Genomic DNA, 19,068 nt, shown 5'->3' with positions numbered 1-19,068 from the left:
CGTGGTTGCATACATACTCGGCGGGTGGCACTCGAACACGCGCTCCTGGTCTCGCTGTCGGAACAGTCGGGCTCCGGGTACGAACTGGCCCGCCGATTCGACAGGTCGATCGGCTTCTTCTGGAGCGCCACCCACCAGCAGATCTACCGCGTCCTCAAACGCATGGACGAGTCCGGGTGGGTGACCGGCGAGACGGTCGGGCAGGAGCGTCGACCGAACAAGCGGGTCTACCGGGTGTCCGCGGCCGGTCGCGCCGAACTGGCGCGCTGGATCGCCGAACCGACCGAGGTCGGGGATCTGCGCAACGAGCTCGCCGTGAAGATCCGAGCAGCCTCCCTCGGCGACCTCGACGACGTGCGCGCCGAGGTCCTCCGGCACCGGGACGGCCACGCCCGCCGCCTCGAGGTCTACCGCATGATCGAGAAGCGCGACTTCCCCGCCCCCGACCGACTGTCCGGCACAGCACTGCACCAATACCTGGTGCTGCGCGGGGGCATTCGTGTCGAGGAGGGATTCACCCAGTGGTGCGAGGAGATCCTCGATGCCCTCTGACCCCGTGCCAGCCACCCCGACCGGAAGGCCCTCCGTGACCGCGCCCTACCCGCACCTGTTGTCGCCGCTCGACCTCGGCTTCACCACCCTGCGCAACCGGGTGGTGATGGGGTCGATGCACACCGGCCTCGAGGACCGCACCCGCGACGTGCCGAAATTGGCCGCCTACTTCGCCGAACGGGCCCGCGGCGGGGTCGGGCTGATCGTCACCGGCGGCTACGCCCCGAACCGGACCGGCTGGCTGCTGCCGCTCGGGGCCGACCTGATCACCCGCAGGCAGGCCACCCGACACCGGGAGATCACCGATGCCGTGCACGCCGAGGGCGGCAAGATCGCGCTGCAGATCCTGCATGCCGGCCGCTACTCCTACCAGCCGTTGAGCGTGTCCGCGTCGTCGATCAAGGCCCCCATCAACCCGTTTCGCCCGCGAGCGCTGACCCGCCGCGGCATCGAGACGACGATCGACGACTACGTCCGCTGTGCGCGGCTGGCCAAGGAGGCCGGCTACGACGGCGTCGAGATCATGGGCGGCGAGGGCTACTTCCTCAACCAGTTCCTCGCGCCACGCACCAACCGGCGCACCGACGAGTGGGGCGGCTCGGCCGAGAATCGGCGGCGCATCGCGGTGGAGATCGTCCGCCGCACCCGCGCCGCCGTCGGCGAGCGCTTCATCATCCTGTTCCGGCTGTCGATGGCCGACCTCGTCGAGAACGGCCAGACCTGGAGTGAGATCGTCGACCTCGCAAGGGAACTCGAAAACGCGGGCACCACAATCCTGAACACCGACATTGGCTGGCACGAGTCCCGCGTGCCCACCATTGTCACGTCGGTCCCCCGCGCTGCGTTCGCGGAGTTCAGCGAACGACTCGCCAGCGAGGTGCGCATCCCGGTGTGCGCGTCGAACCGGATCAACATGCCCGAGACCGCCGAGGACATCCTGGCCCGCGGTGCCGTGCAACTGATCTCCGCGGCACGCCCCCTGCTCGCCGACCCCGACTGGGTGAACAAGGCCGCCGCCGACCGCGGCGACGAGATCAACACGTGCATCGCATGCAACCAGGCCTGCCTGGACCACGCGTTCGCGAACAAGCCCGTCTCCTGCCTGCTCAACCCGCGCGCCGGACGCGAGACCGAGCTGGTGCTCGGCCCCACCCGACGCCGCAAGTCGATCGCCGTTGTCGGCGCGGGCCCGGCCGGGCTGTCGGCGGCGCTCGGGCTCGCGCAACGCGGCCACGAGGTGAACCTGTTCGAGGCGGGCGGCGAGATCGGCGGCCAGTTCGCGATTGCCCGTCGCATCCCCGGCAAGGAGGAGTTCGCCGAAACCATCCGCTACTACACCCGCAGCCTCGAGGTCGCGGGCGTCAAGGTGCATCTGCATACCCGAGTCGACGCCGCGACCCTGATCGACGGCGGTCACGACGAGGTGGTGCTCGCCACCGGTGTCACCCCGCGCATCCCTGCGATCGACGGCATCGACCACCCGAGCGTGCTGTCCTATGCGGAGTTGGTGCGCGAGGGGAAGCCGGCCGGCGAGCGGGTCGCGGTGATCGGCGCGGGCGGGATCGGCGTCGACATCTCCGAGTACCTCACCCACGCGCAGTCCCCCGCGCTCGACCTGGCCGAGTGGAACCGCGAGTGGGGCGTCACCCACGACGAGGCGGCCGCAGGCGCGCTCACCGAGCCGATCGTCACACCGTCCCCGCGCCGCGTCTACCTGCTGCAGCGCAAGAGCACCCCGATCGGCGCCGGTCTCGGCAAGACGTCGGGGTGGGTGCACCGGGCGGCCCTGAAAAAGAAGGGCGTGCACCAGCTCTCGGGCGTCAACTACGAACGGATCGACGACGAGGGCCTGCACATCAGCTTCGGGGAGAAGCGGGAACGACCGCAGACGATCGCCGTCGACACCGTCGTCGTCTGCGCCGGGCAGGAACCGGTCCGCGAGCTCGAGTCCGCGCTGATCGCCGCCGGGATGCCCCTGCACGTCATCGGTGGCGCCGACGTCGCGGCCGAACTCGACGCCAAGCGGGCCATCGACCAGGGCACTCGGCTCGCCGCGACGCTGTAGTACCGCGGGCGCCCGGCCGCGGCACCGCATGCACGGGCGGGCGCTAGCCTGTCCGGGTGACTCTGCCTACCCCCACCCCCGACGCCCGCGCGGTCGTGACCGGCGCCTCCTCCGGAATCGGCGAGGCGCTGGCCACCGAGCTGGCCGCCCGCGGCCACTCGCTGATCCTCGTCGCCCGCCGGGAGGACCTGCTCGACGCACTGGCCGCGAAGCTGACCGCGGAGCACGCCGTCACCGTCGAGGTCCGCGCGGTCGACCTGTCCGACCGAGATCGACGGGCACCGCTGGTCGAGGAGTTGTCCGGGCGGGACATCTCGATCCTGTGCAACAACGCAGGGATCGCGACGTTCGGCCCGGTGTCGGACCTGGACCCGTCGTACGAGCGGGCGCAGGTGGATCTCAATGCCGTTGCGGTGCACGACCTCACGCTGGCCGTGCTGCCCGGGATGCTGGCCCGCGGCTCGGGCGGGATCCTGATGGTCGGGTCGGCGGCGGGCAACATGCCGATCCCGAACAACGCGACCTACGCGGCGACCAAGGCGTTCGTGAACACCTTCTCCGAGTCGCTGCGCGGCGAACTGACGGATTCCGGCGTCCACGTCACCCTGTTGGCGCCCGGCCCGGTGCGCACCGAGACCCCGGACCCGGCCGATGCGTCGATCGTGGACCGGCTGGTTCCGGACTTCCTGTGGATCTCCAGCGAGTACACTGCGAAGCTGTCCCTCGACGCGCTCGCGAAGAACAAGATGCGGGTCGTTCCCGGCATCCTGAGCAAGGGGATGTCGGTCGCCGGCGGCTACACCCCCCGCGCCGTCGTCGCCCCGATCGTCGGGACCTTCTACCGGAAGCTCGGCGGCTAGCCGCCGTCAGGGCAGCGTCAGGGCGGCGTCAGGGAGCCCACGGCAGGCGTCAACGCCCTGTCAGGGTCGGCGCCGCGGCGCGGGCCGGCGGGTAGTCCGGAGGGTGCACCCCACCCGAGGAGACAACCGTGACCCTGCTCGACATCCTCCCGTCGCTTCGCTCGGCGATGACCCCACGCCTCGATCCCGACCTGTGGCCGGTCACCACCCACGTCGACGAGCTCGGCCGGATCACGGTCGGCGGCGTCGCGCTCTGCGACGTCGCCGACCAATTCGGCACCCCGACCTACCTCCTCGACGAACGCGACGTCCGGTATCGGTGCCGGGTGTATCGCGACGCCTTTCCGGAGGCCGAGATCGCCTACGCCGGAAAGGCACTCCTAACCCGGGCGGTGGCGGCGTGGATCGCGGACGAGGGCCTATCCCTCGACGTCTGCTCGGCGGGTGAACTGGCCATTGCCCTGTCTGCGGGTGTCGATCCCCGCCGAATCATCCTGCACGGCAACGTCAAGACCTCCGCTGACCTGACGGCGGCCCGGTCCGCGCGAGTGGGGCGGATCGTCGTCGACTCACCCACCGAGATCACCATGCTGTCCGCCTCGTCCGCGCCCCGCCAGAATGTTCTGGTGCGGGTGACGCCCGGCGTGGACGCGGGCACCCATCGGGCGGTCACCACCGGCATCGACGACCAGAAGTTCGGCTTCCCCCTCGCGCACGATCAGGCGGTCGACGCGATTCGGCGGATACTCGGGCAGCCCCGACTCAACCTCATCGGACTGCACTGCCACCTGGGGTCCCAGATCGTCGACACCGAGTGTTACGGGGTCGCACTGGACCGCCTGATCGCGACGATGGCGCAGGTCCGCCTCGACCACGGCACGATCCTCACGCAACTGAATCTCGGCGGCGGCCACGGCGTTTCGTACCGGGCGGGCGACCCCGCCCTTGACCCGTCGGCGCTGGCCGACACGATCGAGGACGTGCTGGACGACGCCTGCGCGCGGCACCGGTTCCCGCGCCCCCGGATCGTCCTGGAACCGGGGCGGGCGATCACCGCGCGCGCCGGGGTGACGGTGTACCGGGTGGTGTCCGTCAAGCAGGTTCGTGGCGGCCGCACCTTCGTGTGCGTCGACGGCGGCATGAGTGACAATCCCCGCGTCGCCCTGTACGGGGCGCGGTACACCGTCGCGTTGGCGAACCGGCACTCGACCGCGCCGACGACGCCCGTGACCGTCGCGGGTCGCTACTGCGAGTCCGGCGACGAGATTGCGGTCGACACCGGCCTGCCCGGGGACGTGCGACCGGGCGACGTCCTCGCGGTCCCCGTCACCGGCGCCTACCACCACAGCCTGGCGTCGACGTACAACGCGGTCGGACGACCCCCGGTCGTCGCGGCAGCGGCGGGGGCGGTGCGGGAACTGGTCCGCCGCGAGACCATTGCCGACCTGTTGGGACGCGACGTCGGGCGCTGACACTGGCGCCTCTCCTTACTGGCAAGTAAGTTGTGGGGTGCCGCGGCCACGCGGCCCCCGACCGCCAGGAGGACCCCCGCATGCCGCGCCTTTCCGGAGCCACCGACCTGATCAGGGGCCTGGTGCCGATCACGAAGGCCGGCATCGTCGGCCCGATGGGACCGGGGGCCCTCACCGGCGTCGTCTCCGCCTGGTATCAGTGGGACTTCACCGCGGGTGGCCTGCTCGCGGTCGCGGCACGACGCGCTGGCGAACGGATCGCCGTCATCGACGACCGCGGCCCCGTCACGTACCGGCAACTCGACGCCGACGCCGAGGCCCTGGCCCTCGCCCTGCACGACCGCGGTCTGCGCGAACGCGGCCGGATCGGTGTCCTGGCCCGCAACCACCGCGGGTTCGTGATCGCGATGGGCGCATCGGCCCGACTCGGCACCGACCTGGTGCTGCTCAACACCGGCGCATCGGCCGCGCAGCTCGGCGAGATCGCCGCCGAACAGAAGCTGGACTGGCTGCTCGTCGATCCCGAATTCACGCCCCTCATCCCCGATTCGACGCTGCGGGTCGCGGTGTTCGAGGATCCGACGGACCCCGGTGACGGCGCCAACCGCGCCGAGGGGTGGGCCCGATTCGAGGGGCTCCTTGAGGACGGCCGCGACAGCAACGGCCTCGCCCTGCCGCGCCGCCCCCGACGCGGCCGCCTGATCGTCCTCACCTCCGGCACCACCGGCACCCCGAAGGGCGCGTCCCGGCCCGAACCGCGCAGCTGGATGCCCGCGTCCGCGGTGCTGTCCCGACTACCACTGCGCAGTCACGGGATCACGGTGCTCGCCTCGCCGATCTTCCACACCTGGGGCCTTGCCGGGACACAACTCGCGCTCGCGCTCCGGTCGACGCTCGTGCTGACCGGCCGGTTCGACCCGGCCGCGACCGTGGAATCCGTTGCCCGGCACCGGGCCGACGCGCTGTGGGTGGTTCCCACGATGCTGCAACGCATCACCGACCTGCCCGCGGATCGCCTCGACGTCGACCTGGAGTCCCTGCGGATCATCGCTGCCAGCGGGTCCGCGATCCCCACCGGAGTCGTGCACCGGACGTTCGACGTGTTCGGGTCGGTGCTGTACAACTTCTACGGATCCACCGAGGTGAGCTGGGCGTCGATCGCGCGGCCCGACGAACTGCGGCAGCACCCGACAACAGCGGGCCGTCCCCCGCTCGGCACCGTCGTGAAGATCCTCGACGACGACGGCGCCGAGGTCCCGACCCTGGCCGTCGGCCGGGTGTTCGTCGGCAACGGCATGCTGTTCGAGGGATACACCCGCGCAGGCTCCGAGAAGGAGATCGTCGACGGCATGATGGCCACCGGCGATGTCGGGCACTTTGACGGCAACGGCCTGCTGTTCCTCGACGGGCGCAGCGACGACATGATCGTCTCCGGCGGCGAGAACGTGTACCCCCGAGAAGTCGAGAACCTGTTGTCGGAGCTGCCGGGCGTCCTTGAGGTCGCGGTGCTCGGCGTCGACGACGCCGAGTTCGTGTCCCGGCTCGCGGCGTTCGTCGTCCGCGCCGGGGACGCCGAGGGTACCGCCCTGACCGTGGACGGCATCCGCGACCACGTCCGCTCGCACCTGGCGCGCCACTGCGTCCCCCGCGACGTCACGTTCCTCGACGAGCTGCCCCGCAACGCGACCGGCAAGGTGGTCCCCCGCCTGCTCCGCTGACCCGCCCCGCGCCCCTCATCACCGCGCCCCTCGCCCCTCATCACCGCGCCCCTCGCCACCTTGACCGAATGTGGGATCCGGTCACATCAACTGACCGAATCCCACATTCGGTCACCGGGCGGCGGGGTTGGGCAGGTCACCGGGCGGCGGGGTCGGACGGATGACCGGACGCGTCACCGCCGCTTGCGGCGGCCGGTGCCGAACAGCGATCGGGAGATCTCCCGGCCCGCGACGGTGGCCGCGGATCGCAGGAAGCTCTTGACGGCGCTGTTGTCGAGGATCTTCTCGACCGCGCTCGGCTCGTCGGGTGCGGGCGGCGGCAGATCCGGCAGGTCGGGAAGCGCGGGCGGCAACTCCGGTGCCGGTTCGGACTGCGGCGCCAGCCGCGCCGACAGCACCTCGTACGCCGACTCCCGGTCGAGCGTCGCACCGTACTTCGCGTGCAGCGGGCTCGCGGCCGCCGCGGCGCGGATGGCGCCCTCGCCGATCGTGTCCATCAACGACCGCGGCGGCGGGATCTTCGCCCACGCCACCGGGGTCGGCGCACCCTTCTCCGACAACACCGTGACGATCGCCTCGCCGGTGCCGAGCGAGGTGAGTGCCTTCTCGAGGTCGTAGTGCTCGGTCTTCGGGTAGGTGCGGACCGTCTTCGTCAGGGCCTTCTGGTCGTCCGGTGTGAAGGCGCGCAACGCGTGCTGGATCCGAGCACCGAGCTGCGAGAGCACCGCGTTCGGCACATCCGTCGGCAGCTGGGTGCAGAAGAACACGCCGACTCCCTTGGACCGGATCAGCTTCACGGTCTGCTCGACCTGCTGCAAGAAGGCCTTCGACGCGTCCGCGAACAGCAGGTGCGCCTCGTCGAACACGAACACCAGCTTCGGCTTGTCCACGTCCCCGACCTCGGGCAACGTCTGAAACAGGTCCGCGAGCACCCACATCAGGAATGTGGAAAACATCACCGGCCGCGCCGCCTGCGCGCCCAGCTCGAACAGCGTCACCACGCCACGCCCGTCCGGCGCGACCCGGAGCAGGTCCGCGGTGTCGAATTCGGGCTCCCCGAAGAAGGTGTCGCCGCCGTCGGCCTCCAGGTTGACCAGCGCGCGCAGGATCACTCCCGCCGTCGCCGAGGACACCCCGCCGATGCCCTTGAGGTCGGCCTTGCTCTCGTCGGAGGTCAGGTGGGCGATCACCGACCGCAGGTCCTTCAGGTCGAGCAGCGCCAGGCCCCGGGTGTCCGCCCAGTGGAAGATCAGCCCGAGCGTCGACTCCTGGGTGTCGTTGAGCCCGAGCACCTTGCTGAGCAGGATCGGCCCGAAGCTGGTGATCGTCGCCCGCACCGGGACACCGATGCCCTCGGTGCCGAGCGAGACGAAGTCGACGGGGAAGGCGGTCGGGGCCCAGTCCGCGACACCCGTCTCGACCGCGCGGGCGGCCATCTTCTCGCTGGCCTCGCCCGCGGCGGACAGCCCAGAGACGTCGCCCTTGACGTCGGCCATCACCACCGGGACGCCCGCCGCCGACAGCTGCTCGCAGATGCCCTGCAACGTCTTCGTCTTCCCGGTGCCGGTCGCGCCGGCGACCAGACCGTGCCGGTTCAGCGTTGCAAGCGGGATTCGCACCCGCGCAGCGGAATTCACCTGGCCGTCGACGATCACCGTGCCGAGCTCGAGGGCGCCGCCCGTGAAGGCGTAGCCGGCGGCGATCTCCCGGGCAGCCGAATCGTCCTGCGCGGGTACACCACCCCCCTCCGCTGCGGTGGCCGCCAGGGCTGCCTCCTCCGCCGCCCTCGCCGCCTCCGCCGCGACCCGGGCGGCCTCCTCGGCCGCCGCCTTCGCCGTCGCGGCACGTTCCGCGAGCGCCGCCGCGTCCGATCCCGGATCCACCGTCATCCCCGCCTCCTCGATCGTCTGCCCACCCGACATCCGCTCCACCGCGAACCCTATCCGAGAAGGCGCTGACTACTGTGGATGCTCGTGCAGGACAAACTTGTGTGGATCGATTGCGAAATGACCGGGCTCCGACTCGGTACCGACAAGCTGATCGAGGTGGCGGCCTTGGTCACCGACAGCGAACTGAACATCCTCGGGGAGGGCGTGGACATCGTCATCCACGCCGACGACGCGGCCCTCGCGGACATGCCGGACGTGGTGCGGGAGATGCACGCCAAGTCGGGCCTGACCGACGAGGTCCGCGCCTCCGCCGTCACGCTCGAGGAGGCCGAGCAGCAGGTCCTCGCGTACATCCGCGAACACATCCCCGCGCCGGGCACCGCCCCGCTGTGCGGAAACTCGATCGCCACCGACCGCGGATTCCTTGCCCGTGACATGCCCGCCCTCGACGAGTATCTGCACTACCGGATGATCGACGTCTCCTCGATCAAGGAACTGTGCAGGCGCTGGTACCCGCGGATCTATTTCGGTCAGCCGGAGAAGGGGCTCGCGCACCGCGCGCTGGCCGACATCAAGGAGTCGATCCGGGAACTGCAGTACTACCGGCGGACCGCGTTCGTCGCCGACCCCGGCCCGTCTACCAGCGATATAGCCGCCGTCGTCAAGGATCTGGTTGCCGAGTAGATACCGATTGGCGTTCCGGGCGCCGGACACGCTAGTATCGTCCACGCTGCTGACGCACGGCCCGCACGGGCGGCGCGTGGGACAGCAATGGTGACCGTAGTTCAGTTGGTAGAGCACCAGGTTGTGATCCTGGCTGTCGCGGGTTCGAGTCCCGTCGGTCACCCCGAAGAAAGGCCCCCGACTCCGGTCGGGGGCCTTTCTCGTTTCGTGCGTACCACCCGAGCCGATTCCCTCACGTCACAGCCAGACTGTGACGTGAGGGAAGGGCGGGAGGGGCGGTCAGACCGCGGCGTTGCCCGCCTTCCAGGTCTCCCACGGGATGTTCCAGTCGCCGAGGCCGTCGACGCCGGACAGGGTGCCGCCGACGGTGTTCTTCACGATCGTGATGTCGCCGCGCTTGGTGTTGTCGTACACCCATTTTGCGTTCGCGGGACTCAGGTTCAGGCAGCCGTGGCTGGTGTTCGAGTAGCCCTGTTGCCCCACCGACCACGGCGCCGAGTGGAAGAAGATTCCGCTGTACGACATGCGGGTCGCCCAGTCGACCGGGGTGCGGTAGCCGTCCGGGGAGTTGACCGGCACGCCGTACGTGGACGAGTCCATCACCAGATGGTCGAAGCGGTCCCCGATGATGTAGACGCCGTTGTCGGTCGGGGTGTCGTCCTTGCCCATCGACGTCGGCATGGTCATCACGACCTGACCGTTGCGTTCGAAGGTGACCTGCTTGGTTGCGTCGTCCGCGACGGCGATCATCGCGTCGCCGATCCGGAACTCGGACCGCTGGTTCACCTGCCCGAACAGGCCGTTACCCAGATCCCGCCCGAAGACGTCGACATCGACGGTGACGGTGGTTCCCGGCGCCCAGTAGTGCTCCGGACGCCACCGAACCTCGCGGTTGTTGACCCAGTAGAACGCGCCGTCGACGGGAGGATTGGTGGTGACGGTGATCGCGTCCTGCGCGGCCGTGCGGTCGGGGATGTTCTCGTCGAACTGGACCGCGACCGGCTGCCCGATCCCGACGACCTCACCCTCGGTCGGCAGCACGTACGGCCTGGTGAGATTGCCGGGCGAGCTGGTGGTGAAGTTCGACACCAGACCACCGGACCCGCCGAGCCCGATGGCGTCGACCTCGAGCCGGTAGCTGCCGTCGTAGCGGAGCGGCTCCGAGTTCACCCAGGACCGGCCGTCCGGTGCGATCGCGCCGGGCACCTCCGCTCCTGCCGCGTCGACCAGGACCACCCGGGACAGGGTGCCGTCGGCGACCTGCACCGCGACGGGTTCGCTCGGTGAGTGCCCGACCGCACCGTCCGCGACGGCCGATGACAGCTTCGGCTTGATGAGCTCGGTGACCGGGTTGACGTCGATCGCGGGCGCCGCACCCGCTTCGCCGCTCGAGGGAACCGTGCACCCCGACGCACCGAGCACCACGGCCGCCGCCCCCAGCGCGACCATCATCCGGAACTTCTTCACCGCAACCCCACTTCACACCGTGTCCTCGACGGGCCGACCCGATACCGACCGGGCGTGCTCCACCCGACCCCGCGGCAGCGATTTTGCCAGGCCTTTGCAGACCGACTCCCCCGGCGCCCCCGATCGACCCGTAACGTTCACATTGCAATCGGCCCTTGACCGGATCGCGTTACCGTCCGTGCGCCGTAATGCGACGCTGACCAGCCGATTTCACATCGGACGGGAAGTCCTGTTAATGTTCTCCTCGCACCGAGCGAGACGAACACCTCGCGAGACGCACCGGCGCCATTAGCTCAATTGGCAGAGCAGCTGACTCTTAATCAGCGGGTTCGGGGTTCAAGTCCCTGATGGCGCACCACACGACAAGGCCCCGACTGGTCCTCCGGATCGGATCCGGGGCCTTCAACGTGTCCCGTGCCGCGGCACACCGAGCGCCATTAGCTCAATTGGCAGAGCAGCTGACTCTTAATCAGCGGGTTCGGGGTTCAAGTCCCTGATGGCGCACCACACCAAAGGCCCCGGTCCTCTCGGACCGGGGCCTTTCGGTATCCGGGGGGACGGCCACTCAGCGGAAGATCTTCCGCAGCACCAGCACCGCCACCAGGGCACCCGCACCGAGCAGCGCGTACGTCACCGGCGGCTCGCTGACCTTCGCGACCAACGCGGTCTTGGTGGTCTCGAGCAGGCGCTTGGGGTTGGCGCGCACACTCAGCTCGTCGAGGGTGGCGGCGAGCTGATTTCGCGCCTGCTCGATGTCGCGTTCGATGCTGTCGGTGTCCCTTGGCACGTGGACTTCCTCTCCTGGTCGGTCGTTCTCTGCCATGACCGTACCCGGAGCGGCCAAGTAGCCTGACGGTCGTGACCGACAACAACAGACTGGCCCCCGGAGACCCCGCGCCCGCCTTCACCCTGCCCGACGCCGACGGCAACGAGGTGTCGCTCTCCGACTACCGCGGACGCAAGGTCATCGTCTACTTCTACCCGGCGGCGAGCACCCCCGGCTGCACCAAGCAGGCGTGCGACTTCCGGGACAGCCTCGCCGAATTGAACGGGGCCGGACTCGACGTCATCGGGATCTCTCCCGACAAGCCTGCGAAGCTCGCGAAGTTCCGCGACGCGGAGTCGCTGACCTTCCCGCTGCTGTCCGACCCCGAGAAGGCGACGCTCGCGGCCTGGGGCGCGTTCGGCGAGAAGACGATGTACGGCAAGAAGGTGCAGGGCGTGATCCGTTCCACGTTCCTCGTCGACGAGAACGGCGCGATCGCGGTCGCGCAGTACAACGTGCGGGCCACCGGGCACGTGGCGAAGCTGCGCCGCGACCTGTCCGTCTGACCCCGCTCCGGACCGGGTGAAGGGCACCTGCACCCGGTCCAGCGGGGCGAACGGCACCTGCACCCGGTGCGGTCAGGAGCCGAAGCGCCGCAGGAACAGCGCCTCGGCGACCGCGAGGTTCTCGATCTCGGACGGGTCGACGCTCTCGTTCGGCGCGTGGATCAGGCAGCGGGGTTCCTCGACGCCGAGCATCACGATCTCGGCCCCGGGCACCTGCTCGGCGAAGACGTTGCACAGCGGGATCGACCCGCCCTGCCCGACGGTGCCGAGCGGTCGCCCGAACGCCTCCGCCATCGCCGCACCCAGTGCGGCATACCCGGGACCATCGGTGCCCGCCCGGAACGGCGACCCGGTCTGTTCCGGCTCCACCGTCACCCTCGACCCCCACGGCGCGTGCGCGTGCAGGTGCCCGATCAACGCGTCCAGCGCGGTCTGCGGGTCCATGCCGGGCGGGACCCGCAGGTTCAGCCGGGCGGAGGCGCGGGGTTGGATCGCCGCTGCCGATCCGACAACCGGCGGGCAGTCGATGCCGAGGATGGTCAGTGCGGGGCGGGCCCAGACCCGGTCCGCCACCGTCCCGGTCCCGGCAAGGCCGACGCCGTCGAGAACCCCCGCGTCGGTGCGGAATTGGGCTTCGGCGTAGGCGGCACCGTCCCAGGACTGGGTGGCGTCGAGGCCGTCGACGACGGTGTTGCCGTCCGCGTCGCGCAGTGACGCCAGCATCTGCACCAACGCGGCAAGCGCGTCGGGGGCTGGCCCACCGAACATCCCCGAATGCACCTCGCTCGCCATGGTCTCCACGTGCACGACGACGTTCGCGACCCCGCGCAGCGTCACCGTCGCGGTCGGCTCCCCGACCTCCGCGTTGCCGGTGTCCACGACGAGGATCATGTCGGCCTGGAACAGGTCGGGGCGCGCCGCGACGAGCGCCTCGAGCCCGCCGGTGCCCATCTCCTCGGTGCCCTCCGCGACGATCCGGATGCCGACCGGGAACGGAGTGCCCGGTGTCCCCGATCCGCGCAGCGCGCGGAGCGCCAGTAGGTGCATCACGATGTTGCCCTTGCAGTCCGCGGCGCCCCGGCCGTACCAGCGGCCGTCGCGGTCGGTGAGTTCGAAGGGCGGCGTGTGCCATGCCGTTTCGTCGCCGGGCGGCTGCACGTCGTAGTGGCAGTAGAGCAGGACCGTCGGGGCTCCCGGCGGCCCCGGCTGGTGCCCGACGACGGCGTTCGAGCCGTCCGCCGTCTCGATCAGCTCCACCGACCCGACGCCGGCGGCGACGAAGGCGTCCCTGACCCAGGTCGCTGCGGCGAGGCACTCCTCGGGCGGGAACTGCCGCGGATCGGCCACCGATCGATACGCCACCAGCGTCGCGAGTTCCTCCCTGGCCGTTGGCATCAGCCGCCGCACCGCATCTCGGATGTCCGCCCCCATCGTCAGGTCCGACACGTCCCGCTCCTCCCGTCGATCACTTCTCGTTCACCAGCTTCAGGTCCGCGAGCAGCCCGTCGAAGTCGGCGAGCCGGTCGGGGCAGTACACCTCGAGCACCAGCCGCTCGCCGGCGAGCCGGTCGCGGGTGGTGAGAATGGGCCGCTGCCCCGGACCGGGTGCCCCGCTGACGATCTGCTGGTCGAGCAGGCCCGCACGCAGGGCGCCGCTGGAGTCGGTGCACGCCGCTCCCCCGTCGGTTCCGAGGACCCGTGCGGTGGCGTCGATGTCGACCGGCTGCAGCCCGGCCGCCGAATAGCGCACGGCCAGCTCGGTGGCGAGGTCCTCGGCCCGCTCGTCGCTGCGGTCCGCGTTGAAGGCGACCAGCCCCCACACGGTGAGCCCGACGAACAGCGCGAAGGCGAGCAGGTAGAGGATCAGGTGGGTGTTTTCGGGTCGACGGAACAGGTCGTCGCCCGCGGCGAGGTCGACCTCGTCGGACGGGCCGGGTTCCGGTGCGGCCGTGCTCATCTCACGCCTCCTTCATCGCGGTCAGCGGGTCGACGGTCACGTCCTGCTTCCAGGACGGTTTGCGCAGCGCCAGGATCAGCAGCGGCGCCCCGAGCCCGACGATGCCGAACCCGCCACCGACGATGAGCACGTAGACAACAACGTTGCCGCCGCCGAACTGGGACGGCGGGACGAATCCGATGAAGAAGGCGGCCACGCTCGAGAGCAGCCCCACCCAGCACAGCAGCGGAAGCACGGGCGCGCGGTAGCCACGAGGATGGTCGGGCTGACTGCGCCGCAACCGCATCGCCGCAACGAACAGCAGCAGGTACACCACCAGATACACCTGGGTGGTGATCACCGAGAGGATCCAGTACGCGCTCGACACCTCCGGGATGAACGCGTACAGCAGCGCGATCAGGGTGGTCACCACCCCCTGTGCGACGAGAATGTTCTGCTGGATCCCATGCTTGTTGAGCTTCTGCAACACCGGGGGCAGGAACCCGTCCTTGCGGCCGATCATCAGCAGCCCCTTGGACGGTCCGGCCAGCCAGGTGAGCATACCGCCGAGCGAGGCGGCAATCAGCATCAGCGCGAGAATCGGTGTCGCCCAGCCGAACCCGAAGTGCGCGAAGAAGGTGTCGAAGGCCTGCATCACCCCCGCGGTCAGCGACAGCTTGTCCGCGGGCACCACCCAGCTGATCGCGATCGCGGGCAGGATGAAGATTGCGAGCACCAACCCCATCGCGACGAACATCGCGCGCGGGAACTCGAACGCGGGCCGCCGCAGACTGGACACGTGCACCGCGTTCATCTCCATGCCCGAGTAGGACAGGAAGTTGTTGACGATCAGCACCAGCGACGCGATGCCGGTCCACGCGGGCAGCAGCGCGGACGCCTCCATCGGCGCGGCGGAGGGATTGCCCTGGCCGAGGAAGACGACGCCCATCACGATCAGCAGCACACCGGGGATGAGGGTGCCGAGGATCAGCCCGGCACTGGACAGTCCGGCGACGGCCTTCATCCCGCGGGACGAGACGAACACCCCGGTCCAGAATAGGGTGACGATGATGATCGCGGTGTAGAGGCCGTTCGAGGCGAGCGACGGGTCGATCACGTACGCGAACGTGCTCGCGACGTAGGCCAGCAACGTCGGATAGTAGAAGATCGTCATCGCGAACTGGCACCACACCGCGAGGAACCCGGCCTTGTCGGAGATGCCCTCCGCGACCCAGCGGTAGACGCCACCGGACCAGCCGGACGCGAGTTCCGCGGACACCAGCGACGTCGGCAGCAGGAACACGATCGCGGGCACGACGTACAGGAAGACGCACGCGAGGCCGTACACCGCCATCGACGGCGACGAGCGGAGGCTGGCCACCGAACTCGTCGTCATCAACGCCAGCGCGATCCAGGTGATGTACTGCTGGCGCGGCCCGGCGGGCAGCACCCGCGCGGGGGTCGCGTCCCCAGTAGTGTCGACTCCCATTGGCTCCACCATCCCGTCGGACAGGCCGTCGTGAGTCCCGCACGGGCCGCGACAGCGCAGGCTTCACCAGCACTATCCGGCCTGCAGCCCGGGTCCGCAGCGCGGCAGCCCCGATCGTGACCCGATTTCACCCCGATCGGGTGAGACGTCGGGGCGCCGTCAGCTCCGCGCGTCGATCAGCGTCTGCACGCCGTCGAGGAGCAGGTCGAGGGCGAATCGGAAGCCGAGTTCGCCGGGGTGGGCTCCGCCGCCGTCGTCCTCGTCGAATCCGCCGCCGACCAGGGCGGCCACCAGGTGCGGAAATCGCGCGGTGTCGACCAGTTTCGGCAGCAGTGCGCCGTAGTCGATCTCGTCGGTCGCCGCGCTCGCCATGTCGCTCGACAGCCGCGCCCGACCGACAACGAACAGGGAGGTGGTGGTGACGACCTGCACCTTGACCATCTCCGATACCGGAACCGCCGCCAGTGTGCCGAGTCCGGCGTCGAGCCAGCGCAGGTTGTTCGGACCGGTCGGCGGCGCGACGATCGGCAGCTGCAGCCACCACGGGTGCCGCAGCACCCGGGCGTATTCGGCCAGCGCCCAGGCATGCAGACCCGCGCGCCACGGCAGATCGGGGTCGAGCGCGGGGGGCGCACCGAGCGCGCGATCGGTGATCAGCTCGACCAGTTCGTCCTTGCTGTCGACGTAGCGGTACAGCGACATCGGCGTGAAGCCGAGTTGTTTGGCGAGCCGCGCCATCGACACCGCGGCGACCCCCTCGGCGTCCGCGAGCTCGATCGCGGCGTCGAGGATCTGCTCGAGCGTCAACCCCCGGCGCGGTCCGCGGCTGCCCGCCTCGACGAATCCCCAGGCCCTGCGCACCGTCCGGGGCAGGTCGTCGCCTGCAGTCTGCATGATTCGCGCGCTCCCGTCGTCGTGGACCTCTTGCGCTCATCCTAAAACTGCGTATGGTCTACACAAAGCATACGCGATACACAGTTTCCGATCAGAGGAGCGCTGCCATGCCCCACGACGATCTCCCCGCCGCGATCGAGCTCCGCGGCCTGACCAAGCGCTACGGCGACACCACCGTGCTCGACGGCGTGGACCTGACCGTTCCGGCGGGAAGCATCTTCGCCCTGCTCGGCGCCAACGGCGCGGGCAAGACCACCACGGTCCGGATCCTGTCCACCCTCCTGCCGTTCGACACCGGCACGGTCCGCGTCGCGGGCCACGCCCTGCCGCAGGACGCCCGGTCGGTGCACCGCGCGATCGGTGTCACCGGCCAGTACGCCGCGGTGGACGGGCTGCTCACCGGACGCGAGAACCTCGTCCTCGTCGCCGAACTCAGCCACCTCGGCCGGGCCGAATCACGCAGGCGCGCCGCCGAACTGCTGGACCGCTTCGGCCTCGTCGACGCGGCCGACCGCCGCGCCGACACCTATTCGGGCGGCATGCGACGGCGACTCGACCTCGCGATGAGCCTGGTCGCCGGGCCTCGGCTGGTGTTCCTCGACGAACCGACCACCGGCCTCGACCCGCGCAGCCGACGCGAAATGTGGACCGTCGTCCGGGAACTCGCGCGCGACGGGGTCACCATCCTGCTGACCACCCAGTACCTCGACGAGGCGGACGAACTCGCGGACCGGATCGCGGTCCTCGACGGCGGCCGGATCGTCGCCGAGGGCACCGCGGACGAGCTGAAGGCGCTGGTGTCCGGCGGCCATCTCGAGCTGCAGTTCGCCGACCCCCACGACCTGCAGCGGACCGCGGCGGCCCTGCCCGATGCGTCGGTGCACGCCGACGCGTTGACCCTCACCGTGCCGACGGACGGCAGCGTCGCCTCACTCAAGTCCCTGCTCGCTGGCATCGACGACACCGTCGCGGTGGACCGCGTCGCGCTGCACACCCCCGACCTCGACGACGTCTTCTTCGCTCTCACCGGCTCGCACCGCGGCCCAGGCGCCACCCCCACCACGAAGGCGGTATCCCGATGAGCACCCCCGTTCCGATCCGGTTCGCCGCAGGCCGCGACGCCGCCGTCATCACGCGCCGGAGCCTGACCCACCTGCTGCGCAGCCCGGACTCGATGATCACCGCACTGGCGCTGCCGATCGTGCTCATGCTCTTGTTCGTCTACGTGTTCGGCGGGGCGATCGACACCGGCACCGACTACCTCGACTATGTCGTCCCCGGGATCATCCTGCTGTGCGCCGCGTTCGGTGCTGCGACGACCGCGGTCAGCGTCTCGTCCGACCTGACCGAGGGCATCGTCGACCGCTTCCGCACCCTGCCGATGGCGCAGTCGGCGTTCCTGACCGGCCATGTGCTCGCCAGCATCGCGCGCAACCTGATCACCACGGCCATCGTGATCGGCGTCGCCCTCGCGATGGGGTTCCGGCCGACGACGGACCCGGTGCGCTGGCTCGGGGTCGTCGCGATCCTCGTGCTGTTCCTCTTCGCGCTGTCGTACCTGTCGACCGCGCTCGGGCTGCTCGCGAGGAACCCGGAGGCAGCGAACGGCTTCACCTTCGTGATCATGTTCCTGCCCTACGTCTCGAGCGCGTTCGTCCCCGCCGAGTCGATGCCGTCGTGGCTGCAGTGGTTCGCCGAGAACCAGCCGATCACCCCGATCATCGAGACGGTCCGCGGCCTGCTGATGGGCACACCCATCGGTGACAGCGGCTGGCTCGCGGTCGCCTGGTGCATCGTGATCGCCGGGATCGGGTTCGGGTGGGCGAGCGTGCTGTACCGACGTCGGGTCACGCGCTGACACCCGATTCCCGGTACCGACGGACACACAGAACCCGAGGGTGATCGAATCCGGTGCGCACGCCGGTTAACCTGGGTGAGTGGACGCCATGACCAGCAGTCGAGCCTCGCGTCGCGCGGACCCGGCCCTGGTGGCCGGTGCCGCCGATCCCGTCCTAGTTGGCGTCGCCGCCGACCCGGACGCACCGCAGGAACTGCTGCCCCGCAAGCGGCCGACGCAGGAACGCAGCCGGCGCAAGTTCGACGCCCTGCTCGCCTCCGCACGGGACCTCCTGACCGAGGTCGGGTTCGAGTCGTTCACCTGCGAGGAGGTCGCCTCCCGCGCCGACGTCCCGATCGGCACCCTCTACCAGTTCTTCGCCAACAAGTACGTGATCGTGTGCGAGCTGAACCGGCAGGACTTCGCGTCGGTCCGCGACGAACTCGAGCAGTTCGACGGGGTGATCCCCTCGCTGGACTGGCTGCGGTTCCTGGACAGCTTCGTCGACCACCTCGCGAAGCTGTGGACGTCGGATCCGTCCCGCCGGGAGGTCTGGCTGGCGATGCAGTTGACGCCGTCGACCCGCGCGACCGGCAAGATCAGCGAGAAGCAGCTCGCCGAGAAGATCGCGACGATGCTCGCGCCGCTGACGCCGCGCACCCTCCGCGACCGCCGGATCATGATGGCCGAGGTGCTGGTGCACGTCGTCTATTCGATGCTGAACTTCTCCGTGCAGGACGGGCAGTCGCATTCCGACGCGGTCGCCGAACTGAAACGGCTGATGGCCGCGTATCTCCTCGTTGCCGAGAAGGAGTCACGGACCAGCTAGGCACAACGGACGGGGCCCGCCGGTGGATGTCCTCCACCCGCGGG

Annotated in this window: 17 protein-coding genes and 3 tRNA genes; 13 read left to right on the top strand and 7 right to left on the bottom strand. The window is 69.9% G+C overall.

The features are described from left to right. Window positions 1-24: 24 nt before the first annotated feature. The 5 genes from ACFWQG_RS04795 (at window position 25) to ACFWQG_RS04775 (ending at window position 6,667) form a co-directional block, all read left to right on the top strand. On the top strand, window positions 25-552 hold the full coding sequence (locus ACFWQG_RS04795) for a PadR family transcriptional regulator (RefSeq protein WP_378506448.1): 528 nt from the start codon (window positions 25-27) through the stop codon (window positions 550-552). Beyond that, the gene (locus ACFWQG_RS04790; RefSeq protein ID WP_378506447.1) at window positions 542-2,617 is read left to right on the top strand and encodes an FAD-dependent oxidoreductase; all 2,076 of its coding nucleotides are present in this window, start codon (window positions 542-544) and stop codon (window positions 2,615-2,617) included. The genes ACFWQG_RS04795 and ACFWQG_RS04790 overlap by 11 nt, the downstream gene beginning before the upstream one ends. Window positions 2,618-2,673: 56 nt before the next feature. Continuing rightward, window positions 2,674-3,477, top strand: coding sequence for a mycolate reductase (gene cmrA / locus ACFWQG_RS04785; RefSeq protein WP_378506446.1), 804 nt, complete (start codon window positions 2,674-2,676; stop codon window positions 3,475-3,477). Between the two features lie 128 nt (window positions 3,478-3,605). Further along, window positions 3,606-4,949 carry a diaminopimelate decarboxylase gene (gene lysA / locus ACFWQG_RS04780; RefSeq protein ID WP_378506445.1) on the top strand — a complete coding sequence of 448 codons (1,344 nt, stop codon included), beginning with the start codon at window positions 3,606-3,608 and terminating at the stop codon, window positions 4,947-4,949. An 80-nt stretch (window positions 4,950-5,029) separates the two neighbouring features. Next, window positions 5,030-6,667, top strand: a complete 1,638-nt coding sequence (locus ACFWQG_RS04775; RefSeq protein ID WP_378506444.1) for an AMP-binding protein — start codon at window positions 5,030-5,032, stop codon at window positions 6,665-6,667. A gap of 173 nt (window positions 6,668-6,840) precedes the next feature. Here ACFWQG_RS04775 and ACFWQG_RS04770 read toward each other — a convergent pair whose 3' ends face one another. Beyond that, a complete protein-coding gene (locus tag ACFWQG_RS04770; protein ID WP_378506443.1) occupies window positions 6,841-8,556 on the bottom strand; it encodes a helicase HerA-like domain-containing protein in 1,716 nt (571 codons plus the stop codon). An 84-nt stretch (window positions 8,557-8,640) separates the two neighbouring features. Between ACFWQG_RS04770 and orn the strand changes: the two genes are divergently transcribed. Both orn and ACFWQG_RS04760 read left to right on the top strand, forming a co-directional pair. After that, on the top strand, window positions 8,641-9,240 hold the full coding sequence (gene orn, locus ACFWQG_RS04765; RefSeq protein WP_378506442.1) for an oligoribonuclease: 600 nt from the start codon (window positions 8,641-8,643) through the stop codon (window positions 9,238-9,240). Between the two features lie 90 nt (window positions 9,241-9,330). Then, a tRNA-His gene (locus ACFWQG_RS04760) sits at window positions 9,331-9,403 on the top strand. Between the two features lie 116 nt (window positions 9,404-9,519). Here the strand turns inward: ACFWQG_RS04760 and ACFWQG_RS04755 are convergent. Beyond that, window positions 9,520-10,689: an Ig-like domain-containing protein gene (locus ACFWQG_RS04755; protein WP_378506736.1), complete on the bottom strand. Its 1,170-nt coding sequence runs from the start codon at window positions 10,687-10,689 to the stop codon at window positions 9,520-9,522. 300 nt (window positions 10,690-10,989) lie between these two features. Here ACFWQG_RS04755 and ACFWQG_RS04750 point away from each other — a divergent pair. Both ACFWQG_RS04750 and ACFWQG_RS04745 read left to right on the top strand, forming a co-directional pair. After that, window positions 10,990-11,065 (top strand) — tRNA-Lys (locus tag ACFWQG_RS04750). 73 nt (window positions 11,066-11,138) lie between these two features. Further along, window positions 11,139-11,214, top strand: a tRNA-Lys gene (locus ACFWQG_RS04745). Window positions 11,215-11,272: 58 nt separating this feature from the next. Here the strand turns inward: ACFWQG_RS04745 and ACFWQG_RS04740 are convergent. Then, complete coding sequence (locus ACFWQG_RS04740; protein WP_378506441.1) at window positions 11,273-11,494, bottom strand: DUF3618 domain-containing protein; 222 nt, start codon at window positions 11,492-11,494, stop codon at window positions 11,273-11,275. Window positions 11,495-11,565: 71 nt separating this feature from the next. Here ACFWQG_RS04740 and bcp point away from each other — a divergent pair, with 71 nt between their 5' ends. After that, the gene (gene bcp / locus ACFWQG_RS04735; protein WP_378506440.1) at window positions 11,566-12,039 is read left to right on the top strand and encodes a thioredoxin-dependent thiol peroxidase; all 474 of its coding nucleotides are present in this window, start codon (window positions 11,566-11,568) and stop codon (window positions 12,037-12,039) included. A gap of 72 nt (window positions 12,040-12,111) precedes the next feature. Here the strand turns inward: bcp and ACFWQG_RS04730 are convergent, their stop codons facing one another. From ACFWQG_RS04730 to ACFWQG_RS04715, 4 genes are all read right to left on the bottom strand, one after another. Further along, complete coding sequence (locus ACFWQG_RS04730) at window positions 12,112-13,470, bottom strand: dipeptidase (protein WP_378506735.1); 1,359 nt, start codon at window positions 13,468-13,470, stop codon at window positions 12,112-12,114. Window positions 13,471-13,504: 34 nt separating this feature from the next. Beyond that, complete coding sequence (locus ACFWQG_RS04725; protein ID WP_378506439.1) at window positions 13,505-13,996, bottom strand: hypothetical protein; 492 nt, start codon at window positions 13,994-13,996, stop codon at window positions 13,505-13,507. 1 nt (window position 13,997) lies between these two features. Next, window positions 13,998-15,464, bottom strand: coding sequence for an APC family permease (locus ACFWQG_RS04720; protein ID WP_378506438.1), 1,467 nt, complete (start codon window positions 15,462-15,464; stop codon window positions 13,998-14,000). Between the two features lie 159 nt (window positions 15,465-15,623). Next, window positions 15,624-16,358: a TetR/AcrR family transcriptional regulator gene (locus ACFWQG_RS04715; RefSeq protein ID WP_378506437.1), complete on the bottom strand. Its 735-nt coding sequence runs from the start codon at window positions 16,356-16,358 to the stop codon at window positions 15,624-15,626. Between the two features lie 107 nt (window positions 16,359-16,465). On the opposite strand from ACFWQG_RS04715, the gene ACFWQG_RS04710 reads away from it, so the two are divergent. From ACFWQG_RS04710 to ACFWQG_RS04700, 3 genes are all read left to right on the top strand, one after another. Further along, complete coding sequence (locus tag ACFWQG_RS04710; protein ID WP_378506436.1) at window positions 16,466-17,440, top strand: ATP-binding cassette domain-containing protein; 975 nt, start codon at window positions 16,466-16,468, stop codon at window positions 17,438-17,440. Next, entirely contained in the window at window positions 17,437-18,216 is a 780-nt protein-coding gene (locus tag ACFWQG_RS04705) for an ABC transporter permease (protein WP_378506435.1), read from the top strand. The genes ACFWQG_RS04710 and ACFWQG_RS04705 overlap by 4 nt, the downstream gene beginning before the upstream one ends. Window positions 18,217-18,304: 88 nt before the next feature. Next, entirely contained in the window at window positions 18,305-19,024 is a 720-nt protein-coding gene (locus ACFWQG_RS04700; RefSeq protein WP_378506434.1) for a TetR/AcrR family transcriptional regulator, read from the top strand. The last annotated feature ends 44 nt before the right edge of the window (window positions 19,025-19,068 follow it).

This window comes from Rhodococcus sp. NPDC058532 (genome assembly GCF_042719255.1).
GTDB lineage: Bacteria > Actinomycetota > Actinomycetes > Mycobacteriales > Mycobacteriaceae > Rhodococcus_G.
Note: the sequence above shows the minus strand (reverse complement) of the source record. Positions and strands in the feature narration are given on the sequence as shown.

Coding starts and splice junctions, on each gene's coding strand:
- ACFWQG_RS04790 (WP_378506447.1), top strand. CDS start 542: ATGCCCTCTGACCCCGTGCCAGCCACCCCGACCGGAAGGCCCTCCGTG.
- ACFWQG_RS04775 (WP_378506444.1), top strand. CDS start 5,030: ATGCCGCGCCTTTCCGGAGCCACCGACCTGATCAGGGGCCTGGTGCCG.
- ACFWQG_RS04770 (WP_378506443.1), bottom strand. CDS start 8,556: ATGACGGTGGATCCGGGATCGGACGCGGCGGCGCTCGCGGAACGTGCC.
- ACFWQG_RS04755 (WP_378506736.1), bottom strand. CDS start 10,689: ATGGTCGCGCTGGGGGCGGCGGCCGTGGTGCTCGGTGCGTCGGGGTGC.
- ACFWQG_RS04730 (WP_378506735.1), bottom strand. CDS start 13,470: ATGGGGGCGGACATCCGAGATGCGGTGCGGCGGCTGATGCCAACGGCC.
- ACFWQG_RS04725 (WP_378506439.1), bottom strand. CDS start 13,996: ATGAGCACGGCCGCACCGGAACCCGGCCCGTCCGACGAGGTCGACCTC.
- ACFWQG_RS04720 (WP_378506438.1), bottom strand. CDS start 15,464: ATGGGAGTCGACACTACTGGGGACGCGACCCCCGCGCGGGTGCTGCCC.
- ACFWQG_RS04715 (WP_378506437.1), bottom strand. CDS start 16,358: ATGCAGACTGCAGGCGACGACCTGCCCCGGACGGTGCGCAGGGCCTGG.
- ACFWQG_RS04710 (WP_378506436.1), top strand. CDS start 16,466: ATGCCCCACGACGATCTCCCCGCCGCGATCGAGCTCCGCGGCCTGACC.
- ACFWQG_RS04705 (WP_378506435.1), top strand. CDS start 17,437: ATGAGCACCCCCGTTCCGATCCGGTTCGCCGCAGGCCGCGACGCCGCC.
- ACFWQG_RS04700 (WP_378506434.1), top strand. CDS start 18,305: ATGACCAGCAGTCGAGCCTCGCGTCGCGCGGACCCGGCCCTGGTGGCC.